General features: G+C 64.5%; 21 protein-coding genes and 1 pseudogene. 18 read left to right on the top strand and 4 right to left on the bottom strand.

The window, feature by feature from the left end; all coding sequences use genetic code 11:
- Positions 1–126: 126 nt before the first annotated feature.
- Positions 127–366, bottom strand: coding sequence for a hypothetical protein (locus BKK80_RS28245; RefSeq protein ID WP_236903809.1), 240 nt, complete (start codon positions 364–366; stop codon positions 127–129).
- Positions 367–382: 16 nt separating this feature from the next.
- On the opposite strand from BKK80_RS28245, the gene BKK80_RS35915 reads away from it, so the two are divergent.
- On the top strand, positions 383–922 hold the full coding sequence (locus BKK80_RS35915; RefSeq protein ID WP_418235921.1) for a GNAT family N-acetyltransferase: 540 nt from the start codon (positions 383–385) through the stop codon (positions 920–922).
- 290 nt (positions 923–1,212) lie between these two features.
- Positions 1,213–2,049, top strand: a complete 837-nt coding sequence (locus BKK80_RS28250; RefSeq protein ID WP_071072205.1) for a helix-turn-helix transcriptional regulator — start codon at positions 1,213–1,215, stop codon at positions 2,047–2,049.
- A gap of 27 nt (positions 2,050–2,076) precedes the next feature.
- Here the strand turns inward: BKK80_RS28250 and BKK80_RS28255 are convergent, their stop codons facing one another.
- A complete protein-coding gene (locus tag BKK80_RS28255) occupies positions 2,077–2,664 on the bottom strand; it encodes a LysE family translocator (RefSeq protein WP_071019695.1) in 588 nt (195 codons plus the stop codon).
- A 905-nt stretch (positions 2,665–3,569) separates the two neighbouring features.
- Between BKK80_RS28255 and BKK80_RS28260 the strand changes: the two genes are divergently transcribed.
- From BKK80_RS28260 to BKK80_RS28310, 11 genes are all read left to right on the top strand, one after another.
- Complete coding sequence (locus tag BKK80_RS28260; RefSeq protein ID WP_162287360.1) at positions 3,570–5,594, top strand: sigma-54-dependent Fis family transcriptional regulator; 2,025 nt, start codon at positions 3,570–3,572, stop codon at positions 5,592–5,594.
- 345 nt (positions 5,595–5,939) lie between these two features.
- Entirely contained in the window at positions 5,940–7,022 is a 1,083-nt protein-coding gene (locus BKK80_RS28265; protein ID WP_071073386.1) for a 2,3-butanediol dehydrogenase, read from the top strand.
- Between the two features lie 155 nt (positions 7,023–7,177).
- Positions 7,178–8,326, top strand: a complete 1,149-nt coding sequence (locus BKK80_RS28270; RefSeq protein WP_071073388.1) for a hypothetical protein — start codon at positions 7,178–7,180, stop codon at positions 8,324–8,326.
- Between the two features lie 303 nt (positions 8,327–8,629).
- Positions 8,630–9,640 (top strand): thiamine pyrophosphate-dependent dehydrogenase E1 component subunit alpha, encoded by a 1,011-nt coding sequence (locus BKK80_RS28275; RefSeq protein WP_071019690.1) that lies wholly within the window; start codon positions 8,630–8,632, stop codon positions 9,638–9,640.
- Between the two features lie 30 nt (positions 9,641–9,670).
- Positions 9,671–10,744 carry an alpha-ketoacid dehydrogenase subunit beta gene (locus BKK80_RS28280; RefSeq protein ID WP_071019689.1) on the top strand — a complete coding sequence of 358 codons (1,074 nt, stop codon included), beginning with the start codon at positions 9,671–9,673 and terminating at the stop codon, positions 10,742–10,744.
- Positions 10,741–10,992 (top strand): lipoyl domain-containing protein, encoded by a 252-nt coding sequence (locus BKK80_RS28285; protein ID WP_071019686.1) that lies wholly within the window; start codon positions 10,741–10,743, stop codon positions 10,990–10,992. Before BKK80_RS28280 ends, BKK80_RS28285 begins: the two co-directional genes overlap by 4 nt.
- On the top strand, positions 10,989–11,726 hold the full coding sequence (locus BKK80_RS28290) for a 2-oxo acid dehydrogenase subunit E2 (RefSeq protein WP_071019685.1): 738 nt from the start codon (positions 10,989–10,991) through the stop codon (positions 11,724–11,726). The genes BKK80_RS28285 and BKK80_RS28290 overlap by 4 nt, the downstream gene beginning before the upstream one ends.
- Positions 11,726–12,496, top strand: a complete 771-nt coding sequence (locus BKK80_RS28295) for a lipoate--protein ligase family protein (RefSeq protein WP_071072209.1) — start codon at positions 11,726–11,728, stop codon at positions 12,494–12,496. Before BKK80_RS28290 ends, BKK80_RS28295 begins: the two co-directional genes overlap by 1 nt.
- 122 nt (positions 12,497–12,618) lie before the next feature.
- Positions 12,619–13,203: a gluconate 2-dehydrogenase subunit 3 family protein gene (locus BKK80_RS28300; RefSeq protein ID WP_205683728.1), complete on the top strand. Its 585-nt coding sequence runs from the start codon at positions 12,619–12,621 to the stop codon at positions 13,201–13,203.
- An 80-nt stretch (positions 13,204–13,283) separates the two neighbouring features.
- Positions 13,284–14,858 (top strand): GMC family oxidoreductase, encoded by a 1,575-nt coding sequence (locus tag BKK80_RS28305; RefSeq protein WP_071072211.1) that lies wholly within the window; start codon positions 13,284–13,286, stop codon positions 14,856–14,858.
- A gap of 122 nt (positions 14,859–14,980) precedes the next feature.
- Positions 14,981–16,945, top strand: coding sequence for a sigma-54-dependent Fis family transcriptional regulator (locus tag BKK80_RS28310; RefSeq protein ID WP_071072213.1), 1,965 nt, complete (start codon positions 14,981–14,983; stop codon positions 16,943–16,945).
- A 227-nt stretch (positions 16,946–17,172) separates the two neighbouring features.
- Here BKK80_RS28310 and BKK80_RS28315 read toward each other — a convergent pair.
- Positions 17,173–17,376, bottom strand: a pseudogene (locus BKK80_RS28315) (transposase); the annotation flags it as partial.
- 1,147 nt (positions 17,377–18,523) lie between these two features.
- Here BKK80_RS28315 and BKK80_RS28320 point away from each other — a divergent pair.
- The 5 genes from BKK80_RS28320 (at position 18,524) to BKK80_RS28340 (ending at position 24,677) form a co-directional block, all read left to right on the top strand.
- Positions 18,524–18,922 (top strand): hypothetical protein, encoded by a 399-nt coding sequence (locus BKK80_RS28320; RefSeq protein WP_071072215.1) that lies wholly within the window; start codon positions 18,524–18,526, stop codon positions 18,920–18,922.
- Between the two features lie 180 nt (positions 18,923–19,102).
- A complete protein-coding gene (locus BKK80_RS28325) occupies positions 19,103–19,387 on the top strand; it encodes a type II toxin-antitoxin system Phd/YefM family antitoxin (RefSeq protein WP_071040562.1) in 285 nt (94 codons plus the stop codon).
- Positions 19,387–19,722: a type II toxin-antitoxin system RelE/ParE family toxin gene (locus BKK80_RS28330; RefSeq protein ID WP_071040065.1), complete on the top strand. Its 336-nt coding sequence runs from the start codon at positions 19,387–19,389 to the stop codon at positions 19,720–19,722. Before BKK80_RS28325 ends, BKK80_RS28330 begins: the two co-directional genes overlap by 1 nt.
- Before the next feature lie 458 nt (positions 19,723–20,180).
- Positions 20,181–21,419 carry a hypothetical protein gene (locus BKK80_RS28335; protein ID WP_157903360.1) on the top strand — a complete coding sequence of 413 codons (1,239 nt, stop codon included), beginning with the start codon at positions 20,181–20,183 and terminating at the stop codon, positions 21,417–21,419.
- A 501-nt stretch (positions 21,420–21,920) separates the two neighbouring features.
- Positions 21,921–24,677 carry a UPF0182 family membrane protein gene (locus BKK80_RS28340; RefSeq protein ID WP_071072220.1) on the top strand — a complete coding sequence of 919 codons (2,757 nt, stop codon included), beginning with the start codon at positions 21,921–21,923 and terminating at the stop codon, positions 24,675–24,677.
- An 84-nt stretch (positions 24,678–24,761) separates the two neighbouring features.
- On the opposite strand, the gene BKK80_RS28345 is transcribed toward BKK80_RS28340, so the two are convergent.
- Positions 24,762–26,063 (bottom strand): MFS transporter, encoded by a 1,302-nt coding sequence (locus BKK80_RS28345; protein ID WP_071072222.1) that lies wholly within the window; start codon positions 26,061–26,063, stop codon positions 24,762–24,764.
- Positions 26,064–26,081: the final 18 nt, after the last annotated feature.

Here is a 26,081-nt window from a genome sequence, read left to right on the forward strand (position 1 = left end):
TGACGGCATCCAAGGATGTGGACAGCCCGGTCACAAAGCCTCGGACCGAAGCAGTTCCTCCGTCCTTGCGCGCCTCGCCGGCATACGGGAACAGACTTCCCCAGGGATCCCCTTTCCCATCCACCTTCAAGCCCACAGTCCTCCGCGCGTCGCCATCAATGCCTGCGCCAGCCTCCGCAGATTCTTCCAGATCTCCGACGGCCTGCGCTGCCGCCTGGGTGCCACCTCCGCCACCATCTTGGTAACGAGCTGGAATGGCGCCTCATCCAGCACCTGAGCCAGATACGCCCGGAACGCGGCGGGCCACTTTGAGACGTTCGACAGGCCGATGCACATCGGCCACAATCCGACGACATCGGTAAACACATGGGGATGAACCTTGGTGCTGCACCCGGATGAAATCCGTATCGAATCTAGTCGACTTTCGATTAAACCCTTCTCTGCAAGTGATGCTGACGCTACATTTCCGTGCATCACGCTTTCACTGACTCGTTTGATGTCATGGGAGCCGCCTCCTGACAGAGAGAGCTTTGATCTCGTCTGGCAAGCGTGGTTACCGGCGATAGCCGAAGGAACGGATTTTGTATTTGCAGTCCGTCAACGAGATAGCGGGGGATTTCTTGGATTGGCGGGACTCCATCACGTTAAGAGCCCTAGTGCGGAGTTGGGCATTTGGATTCGAGAGGATCGCCACCGCGAAGGCATTGGCCGTGAAGCGGTTAGTCTTGTGGCAACGTGGGCAAGCCGCGAACTGGGCATCGATCGCTTCACCTATCCTGTTGCTGAAGAAAACTACCCCAGTCGACGCATTGCCGAATCTCTCGGCGGTGTCGTAGCGGAACGCAGGCTGATACCGAAATACAAGTACGTCATCTATCAAATACCGAGCCAATTGAAACTCGATGACCGGCGAAAGCCATAGCATCGCTGCCATCCGGCAGCGGCACAGAGACGGAATCGAAGGACATGCAAGGCAGAAGTGCCGCTTCTGACGGCAAAGCTGCATCTTTGACCGACCGCTTTGGAGAATTTCGATGGACCGCTTTGGGTCGGGAGCCGTCAAAGGCCGTCGCCGATCGTCGAGAGAAGTCGCTGGAGGCGGAGATCGGCCAGAGGCGGCCGGCCGACTTCCCGGGCCAATCTGGGCACCGTGCTCGACCGAGGATGCGTTACAGTACCCAATGCCAAGCGTGGACATAGCCGCGAATCCAGATGAACAGTGTGCCCCTTACGGTCAAAGAGACAATAGCCCCGACGTTCTGGCGCGATGAAACGCTGCCGTTTATCGAGGCTCGTTCAATACAGGGCGGTCGCCAGGTTTGCTATGCAAAGCACGCGCATGACACGTTCTCAATCGGTGCGATCACGGGCGGCCGCAGTACGTATCTCAACGGGAGAGTCCAGGAGCACGTGGGTGCCGGCGCAGTGGTGGTCATCAACCCGGAAGATGTCCACGCCTGCAATCCGATCGACAATCAGCCATGGTCGTATCGCATGTTCTATGTGAACGTTTCTTGGCTGATGGACCTTCAGCATGAACTCGGTTTCAGTCACAACTGCGGCTTTCGTGCGTTTTCGACCACCATGACGACTCGGCCTGACCTGTATGCTGGGTTGAATCGCCTATATGCCGTATGCACCGACGAGCACGCAGACCATCTGAAAAAGCATAGTGCGGCGCTCACCTTCTTTTCGGAAGTGCAGCAAGCGCTGAGCCCGGCCCCTGCATTGACTGGGAGCCCGAATCGAAAGCTCGTCCGCGCGGCGGAATACATACGAGAAAACTGCACGCGCTCGCTGAAGCTGGCGGAGATCTGTGCAGCAGCAGATCTCTCTGCGTCCTATCTGATCCGCTCTTTTAAGGATCGCTACGGCATGACGCCTCACGCGTACCTTATCAATTGCCGTATCGAATACAGCCGGTCAGAGCTCAGGCGGGGGCGAGCCATCGCCGATGTCGCCATTGAAGCGGGATTCTCCGATCAGGCCCACCTGCAACGGACTTTCCGGCAATTTGTGGCGGCCACGCCTCGCCAGTATCGTGGTTGAGCCCCAGGGCGTGGCCGAGCCAGCCGCCTATGCCTGAAGCAGGTAGACGGCGCTGCCCGCAAGCAACAGCGCCATCAGGCGATTGAATAGCCGGACCCGCTTGGGATCGCTCAAGTATTGACGCAAAAATGATCCTGCATATGCCCAGCAGGCAATCGATCCATAGCAGATCACGAAATAGACTACCGTGAACTGCCAGACCAACATGCGGTCGCCGTTTGCTGCGTATGCCCCCATGCCCGCAAGGGATGCTAGCCATGCTTTCGGATTCAGCCACTGCATCGCTGCTCCGGAGAGCAACGACGGACCTTTTGTTGCCTCCTCCGCTCCGAGTCGCCCGTCATCGACGGCGAGCTTGTAGGCCATGTAAAACAGAAACGTTACCCCGGCCCACTGAATTGACTTCGTCAGATACGGCCAATGACTCTGGATTTCGTGTAATCCCAACCCGGTCAGCAAGAGCAACAACGTAAAACCAATGGTCGCTCCCGTAACATGCCGCATGCTGGCGCGTAGTCCATGCTGAGCGCCTGTACTCAACGCAACGATGTTGACGGGCCCGGGAGAAATCGATGCAGCCAGGGCAAAGGCGCTCATGGAAAGAAGATGGCTCATCTATTGCCTTCGATACGCTCGTTGAGAAATCACAGAGCCCGAAGGTATAGCGGGATGGGACCGCACGTATTGAAGAAAATTACCCTTTGCTTTCCGTAGACCGACCGCTTTTTGCAACTGTGGCAGTCCATTTCGGGTCGGTAGCCGCCATCCGGCATCGAGAGTGCCGCTGGTAGCTGGCCGAAACCTTGCACGACTCGCGCCAACTGAAGATTCGTTCCAGATCTCGGCCGCCCGGGACTCAGGTCGCTTCGACCGTGACCTCACGCAATGGCACCTTGAGCGACCGGCCATCTTCCAATCGAATAATGGCCTCAGGCGCTGCCTTCCTGCTGCCCGGCGCGATCATCCAGCACCCTTGGACGGGGTCCCTACCCCGACTCACTAGCGCGAGCCGGCACTGCGGGCCTCTTTGCTTGCATTCAGGCGTCCGCATGTCCGCATGCCTTGGGCAAGCCGCACCTCCTCTGCGCCGTACCTTGTGACCAAGATGATCTCGGTGTCATCGTCGGTGATATCACTCAGCATCGAGGGCGGGCTTCGGCTGCCGCTTCCGCTGCCGCCGGCATGCCGGCGGGCCAGGCGAGATGGCGTGGCGCCGGGGAGCGCGGGAAGGCGCGGAGGTGGCCTATCCTTTCTGACAGGAATACCAATGATAATGGTCCGTATTAGTAACAAAAGCCGGAAACTTTTACCATGAAGACGACCGCGTGGCGGTGCCGCGCGCGCTTCGCGTGCTGCAATGCGGTGTGATTGCCAGCGCGGGATATGCTAAAAAGGCGGGCCGTGCGCGATGCGCGGGCGAGTACGACGGGACTCTCGCGTCCGGCACGGCCGGTATGGACTGGCGGATGCGGACGCCGACGCCCCGGGCAACAGGAGTTATGCATGTCGAGGAAGCGGAAATGACCCAGTCCTATGCACTGCAACACGCGCGGCGCGTCTCATCCGTGGTCGACCAGGCGTCATTCAACGAGGCTGCAGCGCAGGCGCGCCTGTTCCGCTCCTGGACCCGCTCGCTCAATACCTTCCGGCTGGACCCGGGCAATACGTCCGGCCCGCGCGTCATCAGCGCTGCGGAGCTGAAGGACAGGCGCAGCAGTGCCGAGGCCCTGCTGCGCTTCTCGAACCCGGTGGTGGAGCGGTTGCACGGCATTGTCGGCAAAGCGGGCTATTGCGTCCTGGTGGCCGACGCCGATGGCGCCCTGATCGATTTCCGTGGCCAGGAAGACCGCCGCAGGGAATACCGGCAGCATGGGCTGTATCACGGCCGCTATTTCACCGAGGACTCCGAAGGAACCAGCGGGGTGGCCTGCGTCCTGGCCGACAAGGAACCCATTACCGTCCACACCGAGGATCACTTCAGGGCCGCATTCACCTGCCTGACCTGTACCGCCGCGCCCATTATTTCGCCATCCGGCGAATTGACCGGCGTACTGGACGTATCGGCCGTGCGAAACAGCGAGAATCGCGACTCGCAGGAATTGATCTACGCCTGGGTATGCCAGGCGGCGGAGATGATCGAGAACGCCTGCCTGCTGCACGATACCAGCCATCTGTGGACGCTGTACCTGCACCGCAGCCAGGACTACCTGAGCCTGCACCCCGAATTGCTGATTGCATTCGACGATGCCGGAAACATCGTAGCGATGAACCGGCAGACAAAGAGCATGCTGAGCGCGCTATACACCGCGATACCGGCGAACGTCCAGCATCTGTTCGACCTGAATGCCGGACAGGTCATCGACCTGAACAATGGCATGGAGATGTTCCCGTTGCGGCTGACCCGCGGCGCAGGACGCTTCTTTGCAAGCCTGCGCCCGCCCCGCCAGGCCCTGCGCACGATTTCGCTGTCGCCGGAACACCCGGCCGCCGGGCACGCTCCCCGTGCTCTTGCCAGCGATCATCTGGTCATCGGCGACCCGCAATTCTCGTCGCATCTCGCCCGCGCGCTCAAGATCGTCGACCGGCGCATTCCCATGCTGCTGCAAGGCGAGACGGGAACAGGCAAGGAGGCGTTCGCGCTCGCCGTCCATCGCGGTTCGCTGCGTGCGTCGCAGGCATTTGTCGCCGTGAACTGCGCGGCGATCCCGGATACGCTGATCGAAAGCGAGCTGTTCGGTTACGCGGAAGGGGCATTCACCGGCGCCAAGCGCAAGGGGCTCAAAGGGAAGATACTCCAGGCGCACGGCGGCACCTTGTTCCTCGATGAGATCGGCGACATGGCTTTGCCGCTGCAGACCAGGCTGCTTCGCGTCCTGGCGGAGAGCGAGCTGGTACCGCTGGGCTCCGAGCAATCGGTGCGGGTCGACATCAACCTGATCTGCGCGACCCACAGGGACCTTGCGCGCATGGTCTCCGACGGTACCTTCCGGGAAGATCTCTACTATCGCCTGACCGGCGCGGTGTTCCGGCTGCCTCCCCTGCGCGATCGCTCCGACCTCGACGAGCTCGTCGATTTCTTCCTCGCGGAAGAAACCGAAGCGCACGGCAGCCGCCCGGCGCTGTCCGCCGAAGCGCTGGCATGCATCCGCCGCTATCGCTGGCCCGGCAACGTACGGCAGCTGCGCATGGCGTTGCGGTACGCATGCGCGCTGGCTGCGGCCCCCGGCGTCATTGCCGCCGAACATCTTCCCGATTATCTGCGCTGCGCCGCGGATGGCGCCATGGCGGCACCGCAGCCGGTTAGCCCGCCAGTCGCGCCACAGGCGTTCGACAGTGCCGGCCTGCGCCCCGGCGAGCATCTCGAACGGGAGCACATCGTGCAGATGCTCGCCTGCCATCACTGGCGCGTCAAGGAAACCGCCAAGGCCCTGGGCATGAGCCGCGCCACCATCTACCGCAAGATGGCCCGATACAAGATCGTCTATCCGGGTTCGGCATCCTTGCCGGGGTCCGCGCCCTCGTCTCAGGCGGACGAGGCGGACTGAGGCACGGTGTCTCACCGGACCGAGCCAAGCCGTCTCATGCCGGCGGCCCGCAGCTCGCCGGGCCGTCGCCGGCATCTTGCTGTATCGCAACGATAAACGCGCGCGGCCAGCGGTTCACCACGCCGGCGCCTGACGCAGCGCCACACTGCACCGCAGCATACCCAGCGTCTGCGTCGCCCGCCCTCGTGCGCTGTGCTCACTGGCATGGTTCATGCGATTTCCCTGCTGCACGAAGGCCATGCCAGGCATGAACCAGCGCCCCCCGCATGGCCTGCGTCGTCCCCCCCCCACAATTACGATGGAGACACAACCGTGAGCAACGAAGATTCGGTGCATCAGTCCAGCATGAAGGCCGCCGTATGGCGGGGCCGCCACGATGTGCGCGTCGAGGAAGTGCGCGTTCCGGACAAGCCCGCCGAGGGATGGGTAAAGATCCGCGTGCATTGGTGCGGCATCTGCGGGTCGGACTTGCATGAGTATGTCGCGGGGCCGGTCTTTATCCCGGTCGATCATCCCCACCCGCTCACCGGCCTGAAGGGGCAATGCATACTCGGTCACGAGTTCAGCGGCGAAATCGCTGAGCTGGGTGCAGGCGTCACCGGTTTCCAGGTCGGCGAACGCGTCACCGCGGACGCCTGCCAGCATTGCGGGAAATGCTATTACTGCACCCATGGCCTGTACAACATCTGCGAGAACCTCGCGTTCACCGGCCTGATGAACAATGGCGCATTCGCGGAATACGTCAACGTGCCGGCGGAGCTGCTCTACAAGCTGCCGGAGAACTTCCCGACCGAGGCAGGCGCGTTGATCGAGCCGCTGGCGGTAGGGCTTCATGCCGTGAAGAAAGCCGGCAACATCGTCGGCCAGACGGTGGTGGTGGTCGGCGCCGGCACCATCGGCCTGTGCACGATCATGTGCGCGAAGGCGGCCGGCGCAGGACGCATCATCGCGCTCGAAATGTCGTCGGCGCGCAAGAAGAAGGCGCTCGAAGTCGGTGCCAACGTCGTCATCGATCCCAAGGAGTGCGATGCGATCGCGGAGGTCAAGGCGCTGACCGGCGGCTATGGCGCGGACGTGTCCTTCGAGTGCATCGGCAACAAGGCCACGGCGAAGCTTGCCATCGACGTGATCCGCAAAGCCGGCAAATGCGTGATGGTGGGGATTTTCGAAGAACCCAGCGCGTTCAATTTCTTCGAGATCGTATCGACGGAGAAGGAAATCATCGGATCGCTCGCCTATAACGGCGAATTCGCCGACGTGATCCGCTTTATCGCCGATGGCCGCATCGACGTGCAGCCGCTCATCACAGGGCGGATCTCCCTCGCCGACATTGTGTCGCACGGCTTCGAAGAGCTCGTCAACAACAAGGACGGCAACGTCAAGATCATCGTCCAGCCGATTGCCAGCCGGTCGGCTTTGACAGCCTGACGCCCTCTCGCTCCGACGGGCCGCGTTGACCGACGCGGCCGCCCCCTCCCCATCCCACCGGTATGCGAGCCTGCGCGATGCACCATCGGGCATCGGGCATCGGGCAGCGCGCGCGCCTCGCGTGCCGGGCTTTCATCGTACTGGACATGCCGGTCATGGAACCCCTCAGCCCCAATATCGAAGCTCAAGACACACCAGCGCTCGCGCCTGCCGGATTCGCGCTGCGGCCATTGGCATTCTCCGTGGCCGTATTCCTGATCGTGCACGGCGTCAGCCTTGGCGTATGGCGCCTGTTCGCGGACCCCAGGCAGGCCGTCTGGCAGTATGCTCCCCAGCCGTTCGGCATGTACCTCTTCTGGGGCATCCTGGTGCTCGTTTTCATCGGTTTCAACTTCGGCATGGCCGGATTCTCGGCGTTGAGGCAGCCCCTCCGGGGCTGCCTCGCCACCATCGTGACGCTGGCGCTGTCCTTCGCCCTCCCCGCCGTACTCGTCTACGGCTACGGCGAACTCGATCCGGCATTCGGCGCCATCAACGGCGCCGGCTATGGCGCGGCCGGCCTGATCGTGCTGATCGGCTTCTACGGCTTCGGCATACTGGCGACGGGCATGGCCGGATGGCCGTGGTCCGGCAGCGGCCTGAGCCCCGCGGCCAGCGGCCTTGCGCAACTCGCCGCCGGCGCCTGCCTCACCGGCCTGGGCTATTTCCTGCTGATCTACCCCGGCATATCGACCGCCACCACGCCGCATGCGATCCTGCTGCCGCTGCCGGTAGCGATCGGCTGGTTCTATTCGGTCATTGTGGCGTGGCTGGCGACGTTCCTGATCTTCGACAACTGGCCGTGGAGCCGGCTGAGCCGTAAAAGCCATATGGCACTTGCCGCGCTGGGCGGCAACATCCTGCTGGGCACGGCGCTCTATGCCGTGCATCTGGCCTTGCTCAGATGGGTGCTCATCCCGCCCGGCGCCGTCGAGAAGATCGGCGCGATGCTCCCAAGCTGGCCTGCGCAGCTGGGCGTATGGATCGCCTTCTGGCTGATCTTCTGGGCCAACGTCGCCGGCAACTGGCCCAACCGGTTCGGCGCCGGCACCAACCGGGCGATACGCGCCGCATCGTGCTGGGGACTTGGGCTGATCTCCTTCCTCGCCTATACGCGATGGTTCGCCGGCGCGGTGCTCCATGAAGCGGAGATCGTCCCCGGCTTTGGCGGCGATCCGCTTACCTGGGTCGATCTACTCAACTACGTCATGCTGATCTACGCGGTCTATTTCGAGTTCTACGGGCTCTCGAAAAAGACGGGCTGAAGCGCCCTCCACCGGCCTCATCGGCGCCCGGCGTCGCCTTGCCCTGCCCCGGCGGCGGCAGCCGCTTGCGGCGACAGATGTCCCGCCCGATGCGACATCTGTCTCGCCGCAAGGCGCGACAGATGTCTGCCGCGGGCCCGCCGGCAGACCTGCCTTTTCCTCCCGCATCCCGCCTCCGGCAAGGCCTGGCGGGATGCGCCGCGCCGCGCGCCGCGCATCCGGCCGCGCTGGCACCACTCTTGCGATCAAGGCTTGTCCGGCACCGCAGCCGGCCGCTGAAACGAAAGCAAGAGGAGACCCCGAATGGAACCCACCCCAAGCCATCTTCTGTGGATGTACGAGAAGATGATCGAGATCCGGCAATACGAAGAGACCATGGCCAAGGTCTACCTGGAAGGCAAGCTGCCGCCGAGGATCCAGAAAGGCCTGGCCTTCGATATCGGCGCCGGCCCGGTGCCGGGAGAGATGCATCTCTCGGCCGGGCAAGAGCCGGTGGCCGTGGGCGTATGCGCGCACTTGCGCCCGGAAGATACCGTGGTCGGCGCGCACCGCTCGCACCACTTCGCCATTGCCAAAGGCGTGCCGCTCGATGCCATGACCGCCGAGATGTTCGGCAAGGCCACCGGGCTCGGACGCGGCAAGGGCGGCCACATGCACCTGTTCCATCCCGAGACCAAGTTTTCCTGCAGCGGCATCGTCGGCGCGAGCTCCCCGCAGGCTTGTGGCGCCGCGCTGGCGGCGCGCAAGCTGGGCAAGGACTGGGTGGCCGTGTCCTTCTTTGGCGAAGGCGCGGCCAACCAGGGCTCGTTCCATGAGTCGCTCAATCTGGCCGCGCTGTGGAAGCTGCCGGTGGTGTTCGTCTGCGAGGACAACAAGTACGGCATCTCGGTGGAGAAATCCGCCTCCACCTCGGTGCCTTCCAACGACGTGCGCGCCGCCGGCTATGGCATGCCTGGCGTGCTGGTGGAGCGCAACGACGCCGTCGCGGTGTACCGCGCCGCCGGCGAGGCCGTGGCACGGGCGCGCCGCGGCGAAGGCCCCACCCTGATCGAAGTCAAGACCGACCGCTATCTCGGCCACTTCCAGGGCGACCCGGAAACTTACCGCCCGCGCGACGAAGCCAAGACCCTGCGCAGCGCCGACCCGATCCACGCCCTGGGCACTTCGCTGCGCGCCAGCGGCCTGCTCGACGACGCCGCCGAAGCCGCCTTGCGCCAGAGCGTCTCGGACCGCATCGAGGCCGCCTATGCGTTCGGCCGCAACAGCCCCTACCCCGCGCCCGCAGAAGCGCTGCAACACGTCTTCGTCCAGTAAGACCCGCACCCGCATAAACAGGAGACCAGCATGCAAACCGCACAGAGCGCGTCCCATGGCACGCGCACGCTCACCATGGCCCAGGCCATCGCCGAAGCCATCGGCCAGGAAATGGAGCGCGACTCGCGCGTCTTCGTGATGGGCGAGGACATCGGCAAGTACGGCGGCATCTTCAGCGCCACCACCGGCCTGCTGGACCGCTTCGGGCCGGATCGCATCATGGATACGCCGATCTCGGAGACCGCCTTCATGGGCGCGGCCATCGGCGCCGCCGCGGAAGGATTGCGCCCGATCGCGGAACTGATGTTCGTGGATTTCTTCGGCGTGTGCTTCGACCAGATCTACAACCACCTCGCCAAGAACACCTATATGTCCGGCGGGCGCGTGGGCCTGCCGGCGGTGGTGATGACCGGCATCGGCGGCGGCTACAACGATGCCGCCCAGCATTCGCAATGCCTGTATGCCAGCTTTGCCCACATGCCCGGCATGAAGGTGGTGGTACCGTCCAACGCGTACGACGCCAAGGGCCTGATGACTCAGGCCATCCGCGACGACAATCCGGTCGTGTTCTGCTACCACAAGGGCATCATGGGCCTGTCGTGGATGTCCTACTTCGAAGGCAGTACCAATGCCGTGCCGGAGCAAGCCTACACCATTCCCTTCGGGCAGGCACGGGTGGCCCGCAGCGGCCGCGACGTGACCATCGTCACGCTCTCGCAGATGGTGCAGAAATCGCTGCTGGCGGCCGAGCAGCTGGCGGCCGAAGGCATCGATGCGGAGGTGATCGACCTGCGCACCATCGTCCCGCTCGACCGCGAGACGGTGCTGCGCTCGGTGGCCAAGACCGGCCGCCTGCTGGTGGCCGACGAAGATTACCTGAGCTTCGGCCTGTCCGGCGAGATTGCCGCCGTCGTGGCGGAAAACCTCGACAGCGTGGCGCTGCGCGCGCCGGTGCGGCGCCTGGCGGTGCCAGACGTGCCCATCCCCTTCTCGCGCCCGCTCGAGCAATTCGTGATTCCTCAGGTCGACACCATAGCCGCGCAGGTCCGCGCCCTGGTGCAGGACCGCCCCCTTTCCTATCAACTGAAGCGAGAAGCAGCATGACCGACGTAACGATGGCCGACACCGTCTGGCAGGACGTGGAAGACGGCACCGAAGCCCTGTTGCAGGAATGGCTGGTCAAGCCCGGCGATGCGGTCAGCGCGGGCCAGCCGCTGGGCGTGGCCGAGCTGGTCAAGACTACCCATGAAATCGTCGCGCCCGTGGACGGCATCGTCGCCGCGCTGGCAGTGGCGGCGCAGGACACGTTCGGACGCGGCGCCGTGCTCGCCCGGCTGGAGCCGAGATCATGAGCCACAGTCTCGCTTCCGTGCTGAGCGGGCCGGGCGCCGCGGCAACGGCCGACGCCGGCGACCGCCTCATGCTGCCCCTGACAGGCATGCGTGGCGCCATCGCCCGCAATATGAGCGCCGGCTGGGCCGTGCCGCGGGTGGCGCATTCGGTCGAGGTGGACGTGACCCTGCTGGAACTGGCGCGCCACACCATGCAGAAAAACGTGGGGCCCGAGTGCAAGATCACCCTGACGGCCTTCGTGCTGCGCGCCGTGGCGCTGACCCTGCGTCAGCATCCGCGCCTGAACGCGCGTGTGCTGGAGAAGGAGATCGAGCTGATGCCGAACATCAACCTCGGCCTCGCGGTCAGCCTCGACGAGGGCCTGATGGTGCCGGTGCTGCGCGACGTGGATACCAGGACGGTGGCGGAAATCGCGGCGGAGAGCCGCGCCCTGGCCGCCGGCGCGCGCGCCGGCACGCTGCCGGCCGGCGCCTACCAGCGCGGCACCTTCACCGTGACCAACCTGGGCATGACCGGCATCGACAGCTTCACGCCCATCCTCAATGTGCCGCAGGCCGCCATCCTCGGCGTGACGCGCGTGGCCAAGCGGGCCGTGGTCAAGGACGACTGGATCGCGGTGGCGCCGATGATGGGCCTGCACCTCGTGTTCGACCACCGCGCGGTGGACGGCTATCCGGCCGCGCGCTTCCTGACCGACCTCAAGACGCGGCTGGAAACCGTGGAAGGCCTGTGATGCTCGCCCCCGCCTTCCTCGCCAGCGGCGCAGGCTGCACCGAAGAACAAGCCTGGAACCGGGCCCGCCTGGCGGAGCCGGTGCTGCGCCCGGCCGTGCGCCTGTGGACCTATGCCGCGCCGGGCATCGTGCTGGGCTGCGCGCAGTCATCCATGCGCGAGCGCCTGACCGGCTGCGCCACCCCGGTCGCGCAGCGGGACTCGGGCGGCGGCGCCGTGCTGACCGGTCCTTGGATGCTGTCGGCTTCGATCGTGCTGCCCGCCGGCCACGCGCTGGTCGGCACCGGTACGGTGTCGAGCTACCGCTGGCTGGGCGTGCTGCACGCCGGGCTGCTGCGCGATCTCGGCATTGCAGCCTACGCGGTGCCGCCGGAGGAAGTGCGGCTGGCCCCGCCGGCGGATACGCTGAAGTGGGCGTGCTTCGGTGGGCTCTCGCCCTGGGAGGTAGTGGTGGGCCAGCGCAAGATCGTCGGCCTGGCGCAGGTGCGCCGGCGTACCGGCGTGCTGCTCACCTCCGGCACGCTGATCGCAGCGCCCGATTGGCCGCTGCTATGCGCCGCGCTCGGCGGCGATCCCGCCGATGCCGACCGCCTGCGCGCCTGCACCACGTCCTGCGCCGAACAACTCGGCACGCCGTTGATGGCCACGGTGCTGGCCGAGCGGCTGCACCACATGCTGATCGACGTGCTCGGCGAGCCCGGCCACGGCCGCCCCAGGGCACGCCCGGCGCCGGCCTTCGGCCCGCCGCACGCCGTGCCCAGCCCGTGCTGAATGGCTCCGCCCCACAAGCCGCGACAAAGCGGCGGGAGGTGGCCGCCGGCAACAAGCAATGAGCGGGACAAGGAGCGGACAACGTCCGCGCCGCGGTCCCACAACGAATGGAGACAAAACAGATGAAATCCCCGCAACCTGCCGGCCCCGGCACCGGCACCACCATGCGTACCCTGCGCAAGCAGCCCACCGTCTCGCGCCGGGGCTTCCTGCGCGGCGGCGGCCTTGCCGCGATCGGCGTGACAGTCACGCCGGCGGCGCTGGCCCAGCCGCCGCGCGAAGCCATGACGGCGCCGTTCCGCGCGCTTGGCCCGGCCACCGCGCGCACGCTGGTAGCCATGTCGCGCGACATCTTCCCCCACGACAAGCTGTCCGACCGCTACTACGTCGATGCCATCGCCCCGCTGGAGAAATCCGCCGCCGGCGACAAGGCCACGCGCGCCCTGCTGCAGCAGGGCGTCGCCGCGCTGGATGCGTCGGCACGCGAACGCTTCGGCCGTCCCTACGGCGAACTCGCCAGGGAAGGCGACCGCGTCGCGCTGCTGCAAGCCATCGAGACCACGCCCTTCTTCCAGAAGGTGCGCGGCGAACTGGTCACCGGCCTCTACAACAACAAAGCAGTGTGGCCCCTGCTGGGCTACGAGGGTTCATCCTGGGAGAAAGGCGGCTACCTGCACCGCGGCTTCGACGATATCGACTGGCTCTGAGCCGCCGGCACCGGCATTCCCCCCGACAAGAAGCCGCCCGGGCTGCGGCAAGCCCCCCGGAGCGGCGCATGGAGACAAGCATGGCAACGAAGTTCGACCTCAAAGACGACAGCGTGGTCGTCATCATCGGTTCCGGCGCGGGCGGCGGCACGCTCGCCAACGAACTGGCCCAGCGCGGCATACGCAGCGTGATCCTCGAAGCCGGCAAGCACTTTACGCAGGCCGATTTCGAGAACGACGAGTGGGAGATGTTCAACAAGATCTCGTGGCTGGACAAGCGCATCTCGGCCGGCGGCTGGCATCACACCAAGACCTACCCCAACCTGCCGGCCTGGATCGTCAAGGGCGTGGGCGGCTCCACGGTGCACTGGTCCGGCGTGGCGCTGCGCTTCATGCCGCACGACTTCCACAACCGCAGCACCTATGGTGCGGTGAAGGACGCCAACCTGATCGACTGGCCCATCACCTACGACGAACTCGCGCCGTTCTACGATCGCGCCGAGAAGAAGATGGGCGTGACCACCACCGCCGCCTCCGGCCTGCCGGCGCTGCCGGAAAACAACCACTACAAGGTGCTGGCGGCCGGCGCGCACAAGATCGGCTACAAGGAGATCGTGCGGCCGATGGCGGTCAACTCGCAACCCTATGACGGCCGCCCGGGCTGCATGCAGATCGGCTTCTGCATGCAGGGATGCAAGATCGGCGCCAAATGGTCCACCCTCTACACCGAGGTGCCGCGTGCCGTGGCCACCGGCAAGGCGGAATTGCGGCCGCAATCCATGGTGCTGCAGATCGAGCACGACGCCGCCGGCAAGGTCACCGGCGTGCTCTATGCCGACGAGCACGGCCGGCGCCAGTTCCAGCGCGCGCGCGTCGTCTGCGTGGCCGGCAACTCGATCGAATCGCCGCGTCTGCTGCTGAACTCGGCCAGCAGCAAGTTCCCGCAGGGGCTGGCCAATTCTTCCGGCCAGGTTGGCCGCAACTACCTGAACCACACCACCGCGGCAGCCGTGGCGATCCATCGCAAGCCGGTCTATATGTACCGCGGCACCGCGCTGGCGGCGGTGGTCTCGGACGAAGCCCGGCTCGACACGAAGCGGGGCTTCTTCGGCGGCTATCACCTGGAAGGACTGGCGCTGGGCCTGCCCTTCACCGCCGCCTTCATGAAGCCGGGCGGCTGGGGCCGCGAAGTCTCCTCGGCACTGGAAATGTACGACCACATGAGCTGTGTCTGGGTCTGCGGCGAAGACCTGGCGCAGGAGCGCAACAGCATCACCCTGCACGCCACCGAGAAGGACCAGTACGGCCTGCCGGTGCCGATCGTGAGCAAGACCGACCACCCCAACGATGCCGCCGTGCGCGCCCATGGGCTGGCCCAGTTCCGCAAGATGTCGGAGGCGGTCGGCGCCACCCGCGTGATCGACATGCCCCCCTACCCCGCCAGCCACAATATGGGCACCAACCGCATGAGCGCCAAGGCCAGCGACGGCGTGGTCAACCGCTGGGGCCAGAGCCACGACATCCCTAACCTGTTCGTCTCCGACGGCAGCCAGTTCGCTTCCAGTTCGGCGTCCAACCCCACCCTGACCATCGTGGCGCTGGCGATCCGCCAGGCCGAGTACATCGCCGGCGCGCTGCAACGGCGCGAACTCTGAGCCGCGCCGGGTGGCCGCCCGCCGCATTGCGGCAGGCGGCCAAATCGATTAGCGTAGAGCCAGCGCTGGGCCGGGCATCCGATCGCCGCCAGCCCCCACATGAACCGCCCAAGGAGACAACCGTGCTGCAACAAGCACACCGGGCACATATCGAGCGCCTGCTCGCCTTTGCGCAGCAGCCCGGCGCGGCCGAGGGCACGATAGAGCGTTCCTGGCTGCGCTGCTTCAACGACTATGGCCTCGACCCGAGCCGGCCGGTGCCTGCGTATATCGTGGAGGCGCAGCGCCTGCGCGAACACAAGGACCAGATCGAGGATTTTCTCGGCGTGGCGCGTACCGGCATGGAGCAGCTCTACAAGCGCGTCTCCGCCCTCGACTGCGTGCTGCTGCTGACCGACGCCCATGGCGTGACCGTGGACTTCATCGGCAACGACCACCGGGACCACGAACTCAAGCGCGCCGGGCTCTACCTCGGCGCGGACTGGAGCGAGCCGCGCGCCGGCACCTGCGCGGTGGGCACCTGCATTGTCGAGCAGGCGCCGGTGACCTGCCACCAGACCGACCACTTCGACGTGTCCCATATCACGCTCACGTGCAACAGCGCGCCGCTGTTCGATCCCACCGGCGGCTTCCTGGGCGTGCTCGACGTCTCCGCGCTGAGCGCTCCGGCGCCGCGCGAAGGACAGCACCTGGCGCTGCAGATGACCACCATGTATGCGCAGATGATCGAGGACGCCAACTTCCTGCGCTACTTCCGCGACCAATGGATCCTGCGGCTGGGCTCGACCTGGTCGCTGGTGGACGTGGACAGCGAGATCATGGTCGCCTTCGACGCCGACGGCGTCATCCGGGGCATCAACAGCGGAGGCCGGCGCAGGCTGCGGCTGGCCGACGCCGCCGAAGGACACGGCGGCAAGCCCCTGGATCTGCGCGGCCACCTGCTCACCGAAGTCTTCCGCGAAGACATGAGCGAGCTCTGGCGCATCGCCCACGCCGGCATGTCGTCCGAGCGCACCGCGGTGCGCACCCATGACCACGGCTTGTACTACGCCACCGCCATCGCGCCGCGCGGCGCGCCGGGCCGGCCCTCGGCGCCCGGGGCCCAGCCGGCGCTGCCGAGCGCGGAGGCAAGCGCCGCGCTGGACGCGCTCGGAGCGGGCGACCCGCAGATGCAGCGGCTGATCCTGCAGGCCAAGCGGCTTGCCAACAAGCCGCTCAATATCCTGGTGCATGGCGAAACCGGCACCGGCAAGGAAGTCCTGGCCAAGGCGCTGCACGCTGCCAGCGAGCGCCGCGGCAAATCCTTCGTCGCGGTCAACTGCGCCGCCATTCCCGAATCGCTGATAGAGAGCGAGTTGTTCGGCTATTCGCCGGGCACCTTCACCGGTGCGCGCAGCAAAGGCATGCGCGGCCTGATTGCGCAATCCGACGGCGGCACGCTGTTCCTCGACGAAATCGGCGACATGCCGCTGCACCTGCAAAGCCGGCTGCTGCGCGTGCTGTCCGAACGCGAAGTGATGCCGCTGGGCGCGGAGAAACCCATCCCGGTAGACCTGCGCGTGATCGCCGCCTCGCACCGCGACCTGCGCCAGCTGATCGCCGAACAATGCTTCCGCGAAGACCTCTACTATCGCCTGTGCGGCGCCACCTTGCACCTGCCGGCCCTGCGCGAGCGGCGCGACAAGGACTACCTGATCGCACGCATCGCCGCAGAAGAGGGCCGGCAGCTGGACATGCGGGCCGAACTGGCGCCCGCCACGCTGGCCCTGCTCCGCGCCTACACCTGGCAGGGCAATGTGCGGCAATTGCGCAATGTGCTGCGCTTCGCGCTGGCCATGAGCGACAACGGCTTCATCGACACCGACGCACTACCGCCCGAGATCCTTGAGGGCACGCAGGAAAACCCGGCAGAAGCCGCGCCGGCGGCCACGCGGCCGCTTCCCGGCAACGAACGCGAGGTCCTGCTGGCGGCATTGCGGCGGAACAAATGGCGCATTACGCAGGTTGCGGTTCAGCTGGGGATCGCGCGGGCGACGGTCTATCGGCAGATGGAGCGATATGGGATAGTTGCGCCCAATCAGCAGTGATATATTTTCAAGCTATTTTTATTTATTTTTTTGTTTCATTTTTAAATTATTATGGACCTGATTTATGGCCGCAGGGACCTGACCAGCCGCTGAAGTACTCGCCGCGCAAGCGGTGAGGCCTCTCCCGCAAGGCTTGCGAGTCCACTATGTTTCACAATCCGGAAGCTGAGCGTCACAGCATCGACTTTTTCCGCATTTTTCGCCCATTTCCGGACTCATTACCGCGATCACTGGAACTGCGGACGGATTTCTCCCAGCGAGCGCATGCGCACGAGGTTGTAGGCGGCCATGCTCAGCACAAACATCTGATCGGCTTTCTTCAGGCCGCGCACCATCACCTGACGCATGCGCCCCACGGTCTTGATCCAGCCAAAGCCCTGTTCGATCAGCTTGCGCTTTTGTTGCGAGACCGCATGCCCGGCGCTGCAAGCACTGTCAGATTAGGACTAGTCTTTCACACGTCAATGTCCGTTTTCGATCCGCAAACGACGAGCCGACTGCGGAGCTTGAGCAGCTTAAGCCCTTCCTCCAGATTGCTGCGCAGACGCCCGAACGTCCATCGCTAACAGCGTCCCTTCGTTGGACCGTGCCATCTGGCGCCCCGAGGATCAAGCCCGACGCTTCTATAGATCAGCAGTTATCCGACCCGATGCTGGAGCCGGAGCAGGGCCTTGGCCGCCTCGGCAGACGACGCGCCCCACGCTCTCGACGTCCGTGCTGGCGAGCCGATATCCCACATTCCAGTGTCAAGAGCCGGTCAGGAAGGGAGCCAATCGTGCCGGCCTGCTCAGTCGCGAGACTGAGCAGGCCATACTCTGACAGCGTTTCCAGAGTTCGACGTCCCTGGACATCTCCGCCCTCCCTATCCACTCGGACCACGGCGCTATTCATAACATTCAATTCATTGTCCCCACCTTAGAGTGCCCCCGACGCCCGGGGGATAAAGAAATGCTTCGCCCCAATATAGAGTGACAGCCGCAACGTCAACCAACCCGTTGCTTATTCCGTCAGGGTATAGGGTCCCACACCTATACCCTTTTTTTGCGCTCAATTGATAATAAAAATGATAATTCATATCATTCTCCTTCCCATCCATCCTGATTGACCTTTCACGGCGCCGGCTCAATTGCCATAGGCATGGCATCGGGCCAGCAGACACAGCACCGGACGGATGGGCGCACCGCATCGCTTCCGGCTGGGCGAAGGCAGCAGAACATGCCACCTGTTCTCGCGCAATACGCTTCGGTTGCCTCTAGTCCAAAAAGACTACTTGAGCTTTTGACCCCATTACCTACGCTAAAGCCCGCCATGCGCTCGCCACGACAGACGGCCTGCGCAGAAGAGCAAATCAATGCCACTAAAACAAGACTGGGGTCATCGATATGACGGAATACATGCCCGGATCGCCTGGATGCGATAGTCGGCGCCATCTCTAAAGCCTCGGCTGCCGCCGGGCTTCCTGTTCTGCATCCACTGCTGGCGCCATCCGCCAAGGCTGCCCGACGCTTCATTGCATCGCCTTTGCCATCCCGAACAGCCGGCAGGACTCAGGCCGACCTCAGAAAAGGCAATCATCCAATGCAAGACGACACACCAGAGCATCAGCGGCTTGCCCTCGATTTCCATCAGCGCCATCTCAACTGGCTCCGCCTGGCAATCCGGCGTTATCGAGAACGGGATCCCGTGGCAAGCGTGACGCTGTCCGAGCCATACCGGGCGGGCTGGATCGAGTGGGAAGGCCAGACTTACTACTATGTTTGCGGCGTCGATGCACAGAGCATGCTCCGACTCGGCCAGGTTTTCTTCGCGGCTGCCCCGGGTACGCTCGCCCTGGTCGACCCGATAGCCTATCCCCCGCCGATCCTGGGTCTGTTTGCGCTGGATCCCCCGTCCCTCTATTTCCGCTCAGCAAGGGAGCGGTCGCTCGACGCCGGCCCGGATCCGTCCGCCGGCCTGTCTGCCACGCATGGTATCTAGCAGCCACGACTCGTGGGGTTCGGGGTTCGGGCGCCATCTTCATCCGCTTCCGCCGCCCAGCGGCAGGTGTGACTGGACGATCTGCTGCAGAAGGAGAAGGCCATGCGCGCGGGCAGAATTGACGCTGGACTGTTAACGGACTATATTCAGTCCATCATTGCTATCCACAGGAGCCGTGCAATGCGAATCGCGGATCACGTCAAACCAATCAGCTATCTCAAAAGTGAAGCTGCACAGATCGTCAAGGACCTCGCCGAGTCCGGTGAGCCATTGATCATCACCCAAAACGGTGAGGCCAAGCTCGTTGTGCAAGACGTGCGCAGCTATGAAGCCGACCGGCAGACATTGGCCTTGCTGAAGATTCTGGCCCTTGGGCAAAAGCAGATCGAGCAGGAGAAGTTTTCCGACATCGATGATGTGTTTGCCGAACTGGATGAACTGGACCGGCAAGAAAAACGGCGCTGATGGCCTCCAATTTGCTGAAGGCGAAGCTTCTCGACAGCGGCAGAAGCGAACTGAAGCGGGTGCGCCGCTACGTTGTGGATGCATTTGGCATAGCCGTCTGGGAAGACTCCTATGCGCAGATCCAGGCGTCCATCACTCGCATCCGAGAGTTTCCGGAATGCGGCCATATCGTCGATGAGCTCAGTGGGCTGACCGCGAACAGGTTCCGCGAAGTGCCTTGCGGAAAGAATCGAATCATTTATGAATTCAGGGACGACACGATCTATATTCACCTGATCATCGATCAGCGTCGAGATCTGACTAGCCTGCTGCAGAAAATCATCCTGCAGGCGTGAGAAGGGTCGACCCGCAACGCGAACCTTCGCATCGATGATTTATCCCCGGGGCAAAGGCCAATCGCCTCCCATCACCTCGAGTCGGGGCGGCAGGATTCGAACCGCAGGCCACCTCGTCTTCCAACTCTCGCCTGCCGACCGTCAAGCGCCATTCCAGTGCTGACGCGCCATGGGCGGATCGCTTGGCCGACCTGGACACTCAGGCGTGGGTATCGCAGGCTCAAGCCAGATATGCCGCACGCTGCTCAAAAGGAGACGACCGGCCATGCCACGACAGCCGGGCGGCCAGCTACAGATGCCTCCCGACAAGCGGCATCAGAAGGCCCCCTTAATCCACTTTGTATCCTAAAGAACACCTGGAAAGTGCCGTTAGATGCCAGACAGTGCATCACAACGCACATACATTTCTTCGTTAGTTACCCTGCACTGGCAGGGGCTTCGTCTTTAGGGGCTGGGAATTGCATAACCTTTCGAAAACGGGAAACTTCAGGCTCGCGGCGTCGGCAACGATTGCGCTGGCGGTGTTTGCGCTATCCGCCTGCGGTGGCGGCGATAGTGGCAGTGGCAGCAGCAACACGGCCACCGTGAGCACGCCCAGCGCCGGCAGCAACGTGGTAACGCTGAGCGGCCAGGTCACTGACGGCCCGATCGCAGGCGCGAAGGTCTGCCTGTTCTCCAATGGGGTGCAGGCGAACAATGCCGCCGGGGATGCGATCTGCTCCAGCCAGACCGACGCTCAGGGTAACTACGTCCTGACCATTCCCCGCAATCTCGCTTCCGGCCTGCTGACGCTGATGGCCGCGAAGGGCACCGACATCCAGCTCGCCTCGACATTGGGCACCGTGGCACAGGTGTTGTCTGCGGCAGGATCTGCCGGCACGGTGACGCCGGCACAGTTGACCTCCGCCAATGTCACGCACATCACCACCGCGAATTTCGCGCTGGCCGACCTGGACCATGACGGCAAGGTCTCTCAAGCCGAACTCGATGCCTACTCGCCCGATTTTTCCGTAGTCCAACGGGCGGCGACAATCCTCCAGGCTTATATCGATGGCGGCCAGACTTCGCTCATCGGCGGCGCCACCAGCAACACGCTCGTGCTGGCTTCCGCAGTGGTACAGAGCAAGCCTTTGGGCACCACGGGCATGACCGCCGACGACTGGTTCAACGACCCCTCCAACGCGGCACGCATCCGCGCCGCGAATGAGGCCCTGAGCACGTCCCTGGCCAGCGACATGGCAGGAAAGTTCGTCGACTATCGCCTGACCAAGACCGTCACGCAGCAAACCATTCCGGCACCGATTTCCGTCAATGGCGGTGCAGCGACGCTTTACTGCAGCAGCGATCGGACGCTCAACAAGCCGATTTATATCGACATCAGCATCGCCTTCGATGCGGCGCGCAATATCGCATTGGTGCGATATCCCGACGATAATGGCCAGCCCGCCTACCTGACCGGCAGCTACAACGCCAAGAACGGCGCCATCAACCTCTACGAACTGCAACCCAAGGGCATTTCTTCGGTCCAGGGAAGCGTGACCTTCTACGAGGAGGGCTATAACAAGCACGTTGGCACGATTGACGCCACCGGGGCCATCGCCGGCACCTTCGAGGAGAAATGGGCGGAAACCTGGTCGCTCGATGCCAGCCGGCAGGAGTGCTCGGAGTCGGGCCCGTTTACGATCGCGAAGAAATAGCAAATTGCTGCATCGTTCCTGAAGGGAGGGGGTTCCGGCCCCTCTCCCTTTTGATTCCGGGCCTGGAACGACGATGCCGGACCCAATGGACCCAATGGACCCAATGGCCGCAGCGGGTCCCGGGTCGCGGACTCAACCGCTCAAGCCGCCACCTCCAAGCGATCACCGGCATTTCCCGATTCGGCTCAATGACATCTCGGGCCAACGCCAACGCGGTGCGAACCCGGCACACGGGGTGCCAAGAGGCGCGCTCCAGGCAGCTCGTGAGCATGCAGACCCCGGCCTAGCCACCGCCACTCGCCCCCCCCCTTCCCCCTTCCCCCTTCCCCTTCCCCCCGGCCCCGCAAGATTTGGTACCCCACACCACACGCCTGGCCCGCCGACAGCCAGATCCCCGACCTAGAATGCCTGACGGGGTATCCGCACCTGCCCGCCGGATCCGTCACCTACGAGCGGCCGGCAGCGCGATAGCTCGCCAACGGTTGCAGCCAAGGAGAGGCAATGCGGTCGCCACGCAGATCCAGCGTGCGCCTGAAGGGCTATGCCATCGCCGCCGTAGTCATCGGCGGCCTGATCCTCCTCGCCCGCCTGGCAGATCTCCTGGTCGAGTGGCTGTGGCTTTCTTCGATCGGCTACGCCAGCGTCTTCCGGGTCATTCTCTCCGCCAAGGTCTTCTTGTTCATTGCCGTGTTCGCCATCTCGGCGGGCATCCTATGGGCGGCGGGGATGGTGGCGCACCATTTTGCGAGCGGGCCTCGCGTGCTGGCGCTGCACACCGGCTCCTCCGGACCGCCACGGTTCATCGGCATGCCCGGCGACGTGGCGGCACGCATTCCCTGGCGTGCCGCCCTTGCCGGCGCGGCCGTCGTCATCGGGCTGTTCATCGCCGACAGTGAAATGTCGCGCTGGGACCTGGCGCTGCGCTTTCTGCACCAGGTTCCCTTCGGCGAGCAGGACCCGATCTTCGGCAAGGACATCGGTTTCTACCTCTTCTCGCTGCCGCTTTATCTTGCCCTGAAGAACTGGCTGTACTGGTTGCTGCTCTGGAGCACGGCCATCGCTGCCGTGATTTATGGGATACGTGGCGATATCGTGCTCGGGCCGCCTGCCATGCGGCTGGCTCCCGCCGTGGCGGCGCATGGCTCGGCGCTGCTGGGCCTGTTCTTCCTGTTGAAGGCCTGGTCGTACTGGCTGGACCGCTATCTGCTGCTGTACGGCGATAACGGCGTCGTGGTGGGCGCCAGCTATACGGACATCCACGTCGAGCTGCCCGTGCTGTGGCTGCTCGCCAGCCTTGCCATCGCCGCGGCCTGCGCATCGCTGGCCAATATGCGCCGCCGCGACTATCGCGTGCCGGTCGCCGCGGTCTTGCTGGTGTCCGGCGGCTCTTTCCTGCTGGCCCTGGTCTATCCGGCGCTGTTCCATCGCTTCTATGTCAAGCCGAGCGAACTGGAACTGGAGGCGCCCTTCATTGCCCGCAATATCGCGCTGACCCGCAGGGCCTATGGCCTGGAACAGATCGAGGTCAAGCCGTTTCCCGCCGAGCAGGGACTGGATCTCGCCAAGATCGAGGCCAACCGGGCGACCATCGACAATGTCCGCCTGTGGGACGTGGCACCGCTGCTGGATACCTATGCGCAGCTGCAGGAGATCCGGACTTACTACAAGTTTCTCTCGCTGGACATCGACCGCTACCGCCTCGACAGCGGCTACCGCCAGGTCATGCTGTCCGCGCGCGAATTCGAGCCGGCCATGCTGCCGGCGAATGCCAAGACCTGGGTGAACCTGCATCTTTTGTTCACCCACGGCAGCGGCATCGTGATGTCGCCGGTTACCGAGAAATCAGCGGAAGGGCTGCCTTCCTTCTATCTGCGGGATATTCCGCCGGTGGCCGCCGGCGGTCCGCCGGTCGGGCAACCGCGCATCTATTTCGGCGAAGGCACACGCGACTACGTCATCGTCAAAGGCAGCGTGCCGGAGTTCGACTACCCGCAGGGCAAGGACAATGCCTATACCAGCTACCAGGGGCGCGACGGCATCGCCATCGGCGGCCTGGCGCGGCGCACCCTGTTCGCCTGGCAGCAGGGCGATGCCAACATCCTGCTGACCGGATACATCACCGGCCAAAGCCGGATCCTGATCCACCGCAATATCCAGGAACGGGTGCTGGCTATCGCGCCGTTCCTGAGCCTGGATCGGGACCCGTATATCGTGGCCAGCGGCGGGCGTCTTTACTGGATCCAGGATGCCTATACCACCAGCCGCTGGTTCCCCTATGCCCAGCCGGGCTTCGGCGAAAACTCCAACTACATCCGCAATGCGGCCAAGATCGTGATCGATGCCTATGACGGCGCCGTCGATTTCTATGTCAGCGATCCCGCCGACCCGATCGTGCAGACGTACCGGCGGATCTTCCCGGCCTTGTTCAAACCCCTGTCCGCCATGCCGGCGGATCTGCAGCGGCATATCCGCTACCCCGAGGAGCTGTTCCGGATCCAGGCGCAGCTTTACGGCGCCTACCATATGGACGCGCCGGAAGTCTTCTATAACCGCGAGGATCTCTGGCAGTTCCCGCGCGCCCCGGCCGGCATAGACGGCACCAACGCTCCCGGCGCGCCCACCCCGCTGATGTCGCCCTACTACATGATCATGCGGCTTCCCGGCGAGGCGGACACCGAGTTCATCCTGATGATGCCGATGGTGCCCAGCCAGCGCGACAATATGATCGCGTGGCTGGCAGCCCGCTGCGATCCACCCGCATACGGCAAGCTCATCGTCTACGCCTTCCCCAAGGAGAAGCTGGTCTACGGCCCCTACCAGATCGAGGCACGCATCCAGCAGAACACCGAGATCTCGCAGCAGATCTCGCTATGGAACCAGATGGGCTCCCGCGTCATCCGCGGCCATCTCCTGGTCGTGCCGGTCGAGAACTCGATCCTCTACGTCTCGCCGCTCTACCTGCGCGCGGCGTCCGGCCAGTTGCCCGAATTGAAGCGCGTCATCGCGGCCTACGGCGACCGCGTGGTGATGGAAGACACCTTGGGCGAAGCCATCGCGGCGCTGTTCAAGGACAGCGCTCCGTCGGCACCATCCGCCCCCGGCCCGGCCGACGCACGCGCACGCGATGCGCTCGCCCACTATGACCGCGCCATCGAGCGGCTGAAGGCTGGAGACTGGAGCGGCTTCGGCGCGGAACTCGATGCGCTCAGGCCGCTGCTGGAAAAGCTTGGCGCCGACCGGGACGGCGAGCGCCGCTGAGGTGCGGGTTTACGGCTTGCCCGCGCGCGGCGGCCCGGCCCGCCGACGGGCGGCATCCGCAGGGGTACGCGCGACTCTCGGGCGCTAGCCCCGCCCGCTCTCCTCGATCGCCGCCGCCTCGACTTCCGCGTTGAATTCCCCATCCCTGGTGGCAATCAACCCCCTCGGCACCGCCGCAATCAGCGGCAGGATCAAGGCATAAACGAACGTAGTCGCCACCACACAATAGACAAATCCCCATTCCTCCCCGCTGCGATAGATCCACGACCCCAGCAGGTCCCCCGCCCGCCCCGACAGCGCGAACACCCCGTCCACCAGCATCATCAGGGTTCCCTGCAGCCCCGGCGGGCAGGCGCGCATCGCCAGGTCGAAGTAGGCCGCGGTAGCCACGCCGCCCATCAGCCCGATCGGCGCCGCCAGCACCAGCGCGAGATTGGCCGAGTGGATGAAGGCCAGCGGGATCATCTGCGGAATGGCAACCAGAGTGCCCCACCACAGCAGCTTGCTCAGCGCCACCCTCTTGCACAGGTAGCCGTACAGCAGGAAGGTCGGCACGAAGGCGGCGGCGAAGATGCCGTTGTAGTAGGAGTAGACGGCATCGGAGGCGTGCAGCGTATTGCTCAGGTAGAACTGCAGCGGCGTGGCGGCGCCCGGCGCGAAGTTCCACAGGAAGCAGATCAGCAGCGCGGGGTAGATGGCCCGATGGTTGACCAGCCGGCGGACGTTGCCGACGAAGTCCGTGCTCCTGGCCTGCGGTTGCTCGTAGGCATGGCGGAAGACGGAGGCCGGTTTCCACAGGGACAGCAGGGCGAGGCCGAGATTGAGCACCGCCACCAGCAGGAAGGCTTGCTGCGCGCCGAGGTGGTCGGAGACGTAGCCGGAGGCGAAGGCGCTCGCCACGACCGGGATGGTGCCGACGACGTTCCATAGAGCGCTCAGCCGGCCGGACATCAGCTTTTCCTGGCCGACCAGCGCGATCAGCCCTTGGTAGGCGGCGGCGACGAAGCGGGAGGACAGCATCGCCAGCAGCATGCCGAGGCCCAGGCTCGCATAGGAAAGGCCACTGAAGGCCATGCCGAGCAGCGCGACGGCGGTGAGCGGGGCGAAGATCAGGAAGAAGCCGCGGTCGCGCCAGCCCAGCGGGTTCCATTGGTCGCGCGCGAGGCCGAAGGCGAAGGCGAAGTAGACCGGAATGCCGGTCAGCAGCCGGAACACGGAAATCTCCGTGGCGGTGGCGTGCAGCTGGTTCTTGAGCAGGTAGGAAGTCTGGATATCGACCAGCGCGCCGCCCGGTGCGGCCAGGTAGGTGAGCAGGGTCAGGCAGCCGAAGTACAGCAGGGTCCGGTCGCGGCCTTCGGCACCGTTATGACCTGAAGCGGCCAGCATATGCGTCCCCCACGCGGC

The organism is Cupriavidus malaysiensis, from assembly GCF_001854325.1.
In the GTDB taxonomy this organism is placed as follows: Bacteria; Pseudomonadota; Gammaproteobacteria; order Burkholderiales; family Burkholderiaceae; genus Cupriavidus; species Cupriavidus malaysiensis.

Excerpts from the sequence above, each read along its gene's own strand:
- BKK80_RS28250 (WP_071072205.1), top strand. The coding sequence starts at position 1,213 with ATGAACAGTGTGCCCCTTACGGTCAAAGAGACAATAGCCCCGACGTTC.
- BKK80_RS28255 (WP_071019695.1), bottom strand. The coding sequence starts at position 2,664 with ATGAGCCATCTTCTTTCCATGAGCGCCTTTGCCCTGGCTGCATCGATT.
- BKK80_RS28260 (WP_162287360.1), top strand. The coding sequence starts at position 3,570 with ATGACCCAGTCCTATGCACTGCAACACGCGCGGCGCGTCTCATCCGTG.
- BKK80_RS28265 (WP_071073386.1), top strand. The coding sequence starts at position 5,940 with ATGAAGGCCGCCGTATGGCGGGGCCGCCACGATGTGCGCGTCGAGGAA.
- BKK80_RS28270 (WP_071073388.1), top strand. The coding sequence starts at position 7,178 with ATGGAACCCCTCAGCCCCAATATCGAAGCTCAAGACACACCAGCGCTC.
- BKK80_RS28275 (WP_071019690.1), top strand. The coding sequence starts at position 8,630 with ATGGAACCCACCCCAAGCCATCTTCTGTGGATGTACGAGAAGATGATC.
- BKK80_RS28280 (WP_071019689.1), top strand. The coding sequence starts at position 9,671 with ATGCAAACCGCACAGAGCGCGTCCCATGGCACGCGCACGCTCACCATG.
- BKK80_RS28285 (WP_071019686.1), top strand. The coding sequence starts at position 10,741 with ATGACCGACGTAACGATGGCCGACACCGTCTGGCAGGACGTGGAAGAC.
- BKK80_RS28290 (WP_071019685.1), top strand. The coding sequence starts at position 10,989 with ATGAGCCACAGTCTCGCTTCCGTGCTGAGCGGGCCGGGCGCCGCGGCA.
- BKK80_RS28295 (WP_071072209.1), top strand. The coding sequence starts at position 11,726 with ATGCTCGCCCCCGCCTTCCTCGCCAGCGGCGCAGGCTGCACCGAAGAA.
- BKK80_RS28300 (WP_205683728.1), top strand. The coding sequence starts at position 12,619 with ATGAAATCCCCGCAACCTGCCGGCCCCGGCACCGGCACCACCATGCGT.
- BKK80_RS28305 (WP_071072211.1), top strand. The coding sequence starts at position 13,284 with ATGGCAACGAAGTTCGACCTCAAAGACGACAGCGTGGTCGTCATCATC.
- BKK80_RS28320 (WP_071072215.1), top strand. The coding sequence starts at position 18,524 with ATGCAAGACGACACACCAGAGCATCAGCGGCTTGCCCTCGATTTCCAT.
- BKK80_RS28325 (WP_071040562.1), top strand. The coding sequence starts at position 19,103 with ATGCGAATCGCGGATCACGTCAAACCAATCAGCTATCTCAAAAGTGAA.
- BKK80_RS28330 (WP_071040065.1), top strand. The coding sequence starts at position 19,387 with ATGGCCTCCAATTTGCTGAAGGCGAAGCTTCTCGACAGCGGCAGAAGC.
- BKK80_RS28340 (WP_071072220.1), top strand. The coding sequence starts at position 21,921 with ATGCGGTCGCCACGCAGATCCAGCGTGCGCCTGAAGGGCTATGCCATC.
- BKK80_RS28345 (WP_071072222.1), bottom strand. The coding sequence starts at position 26,063 with ATGCTGGCCGCTTCAGGTCATAACGGTGCCGAAGGCCGCGACCGGACC.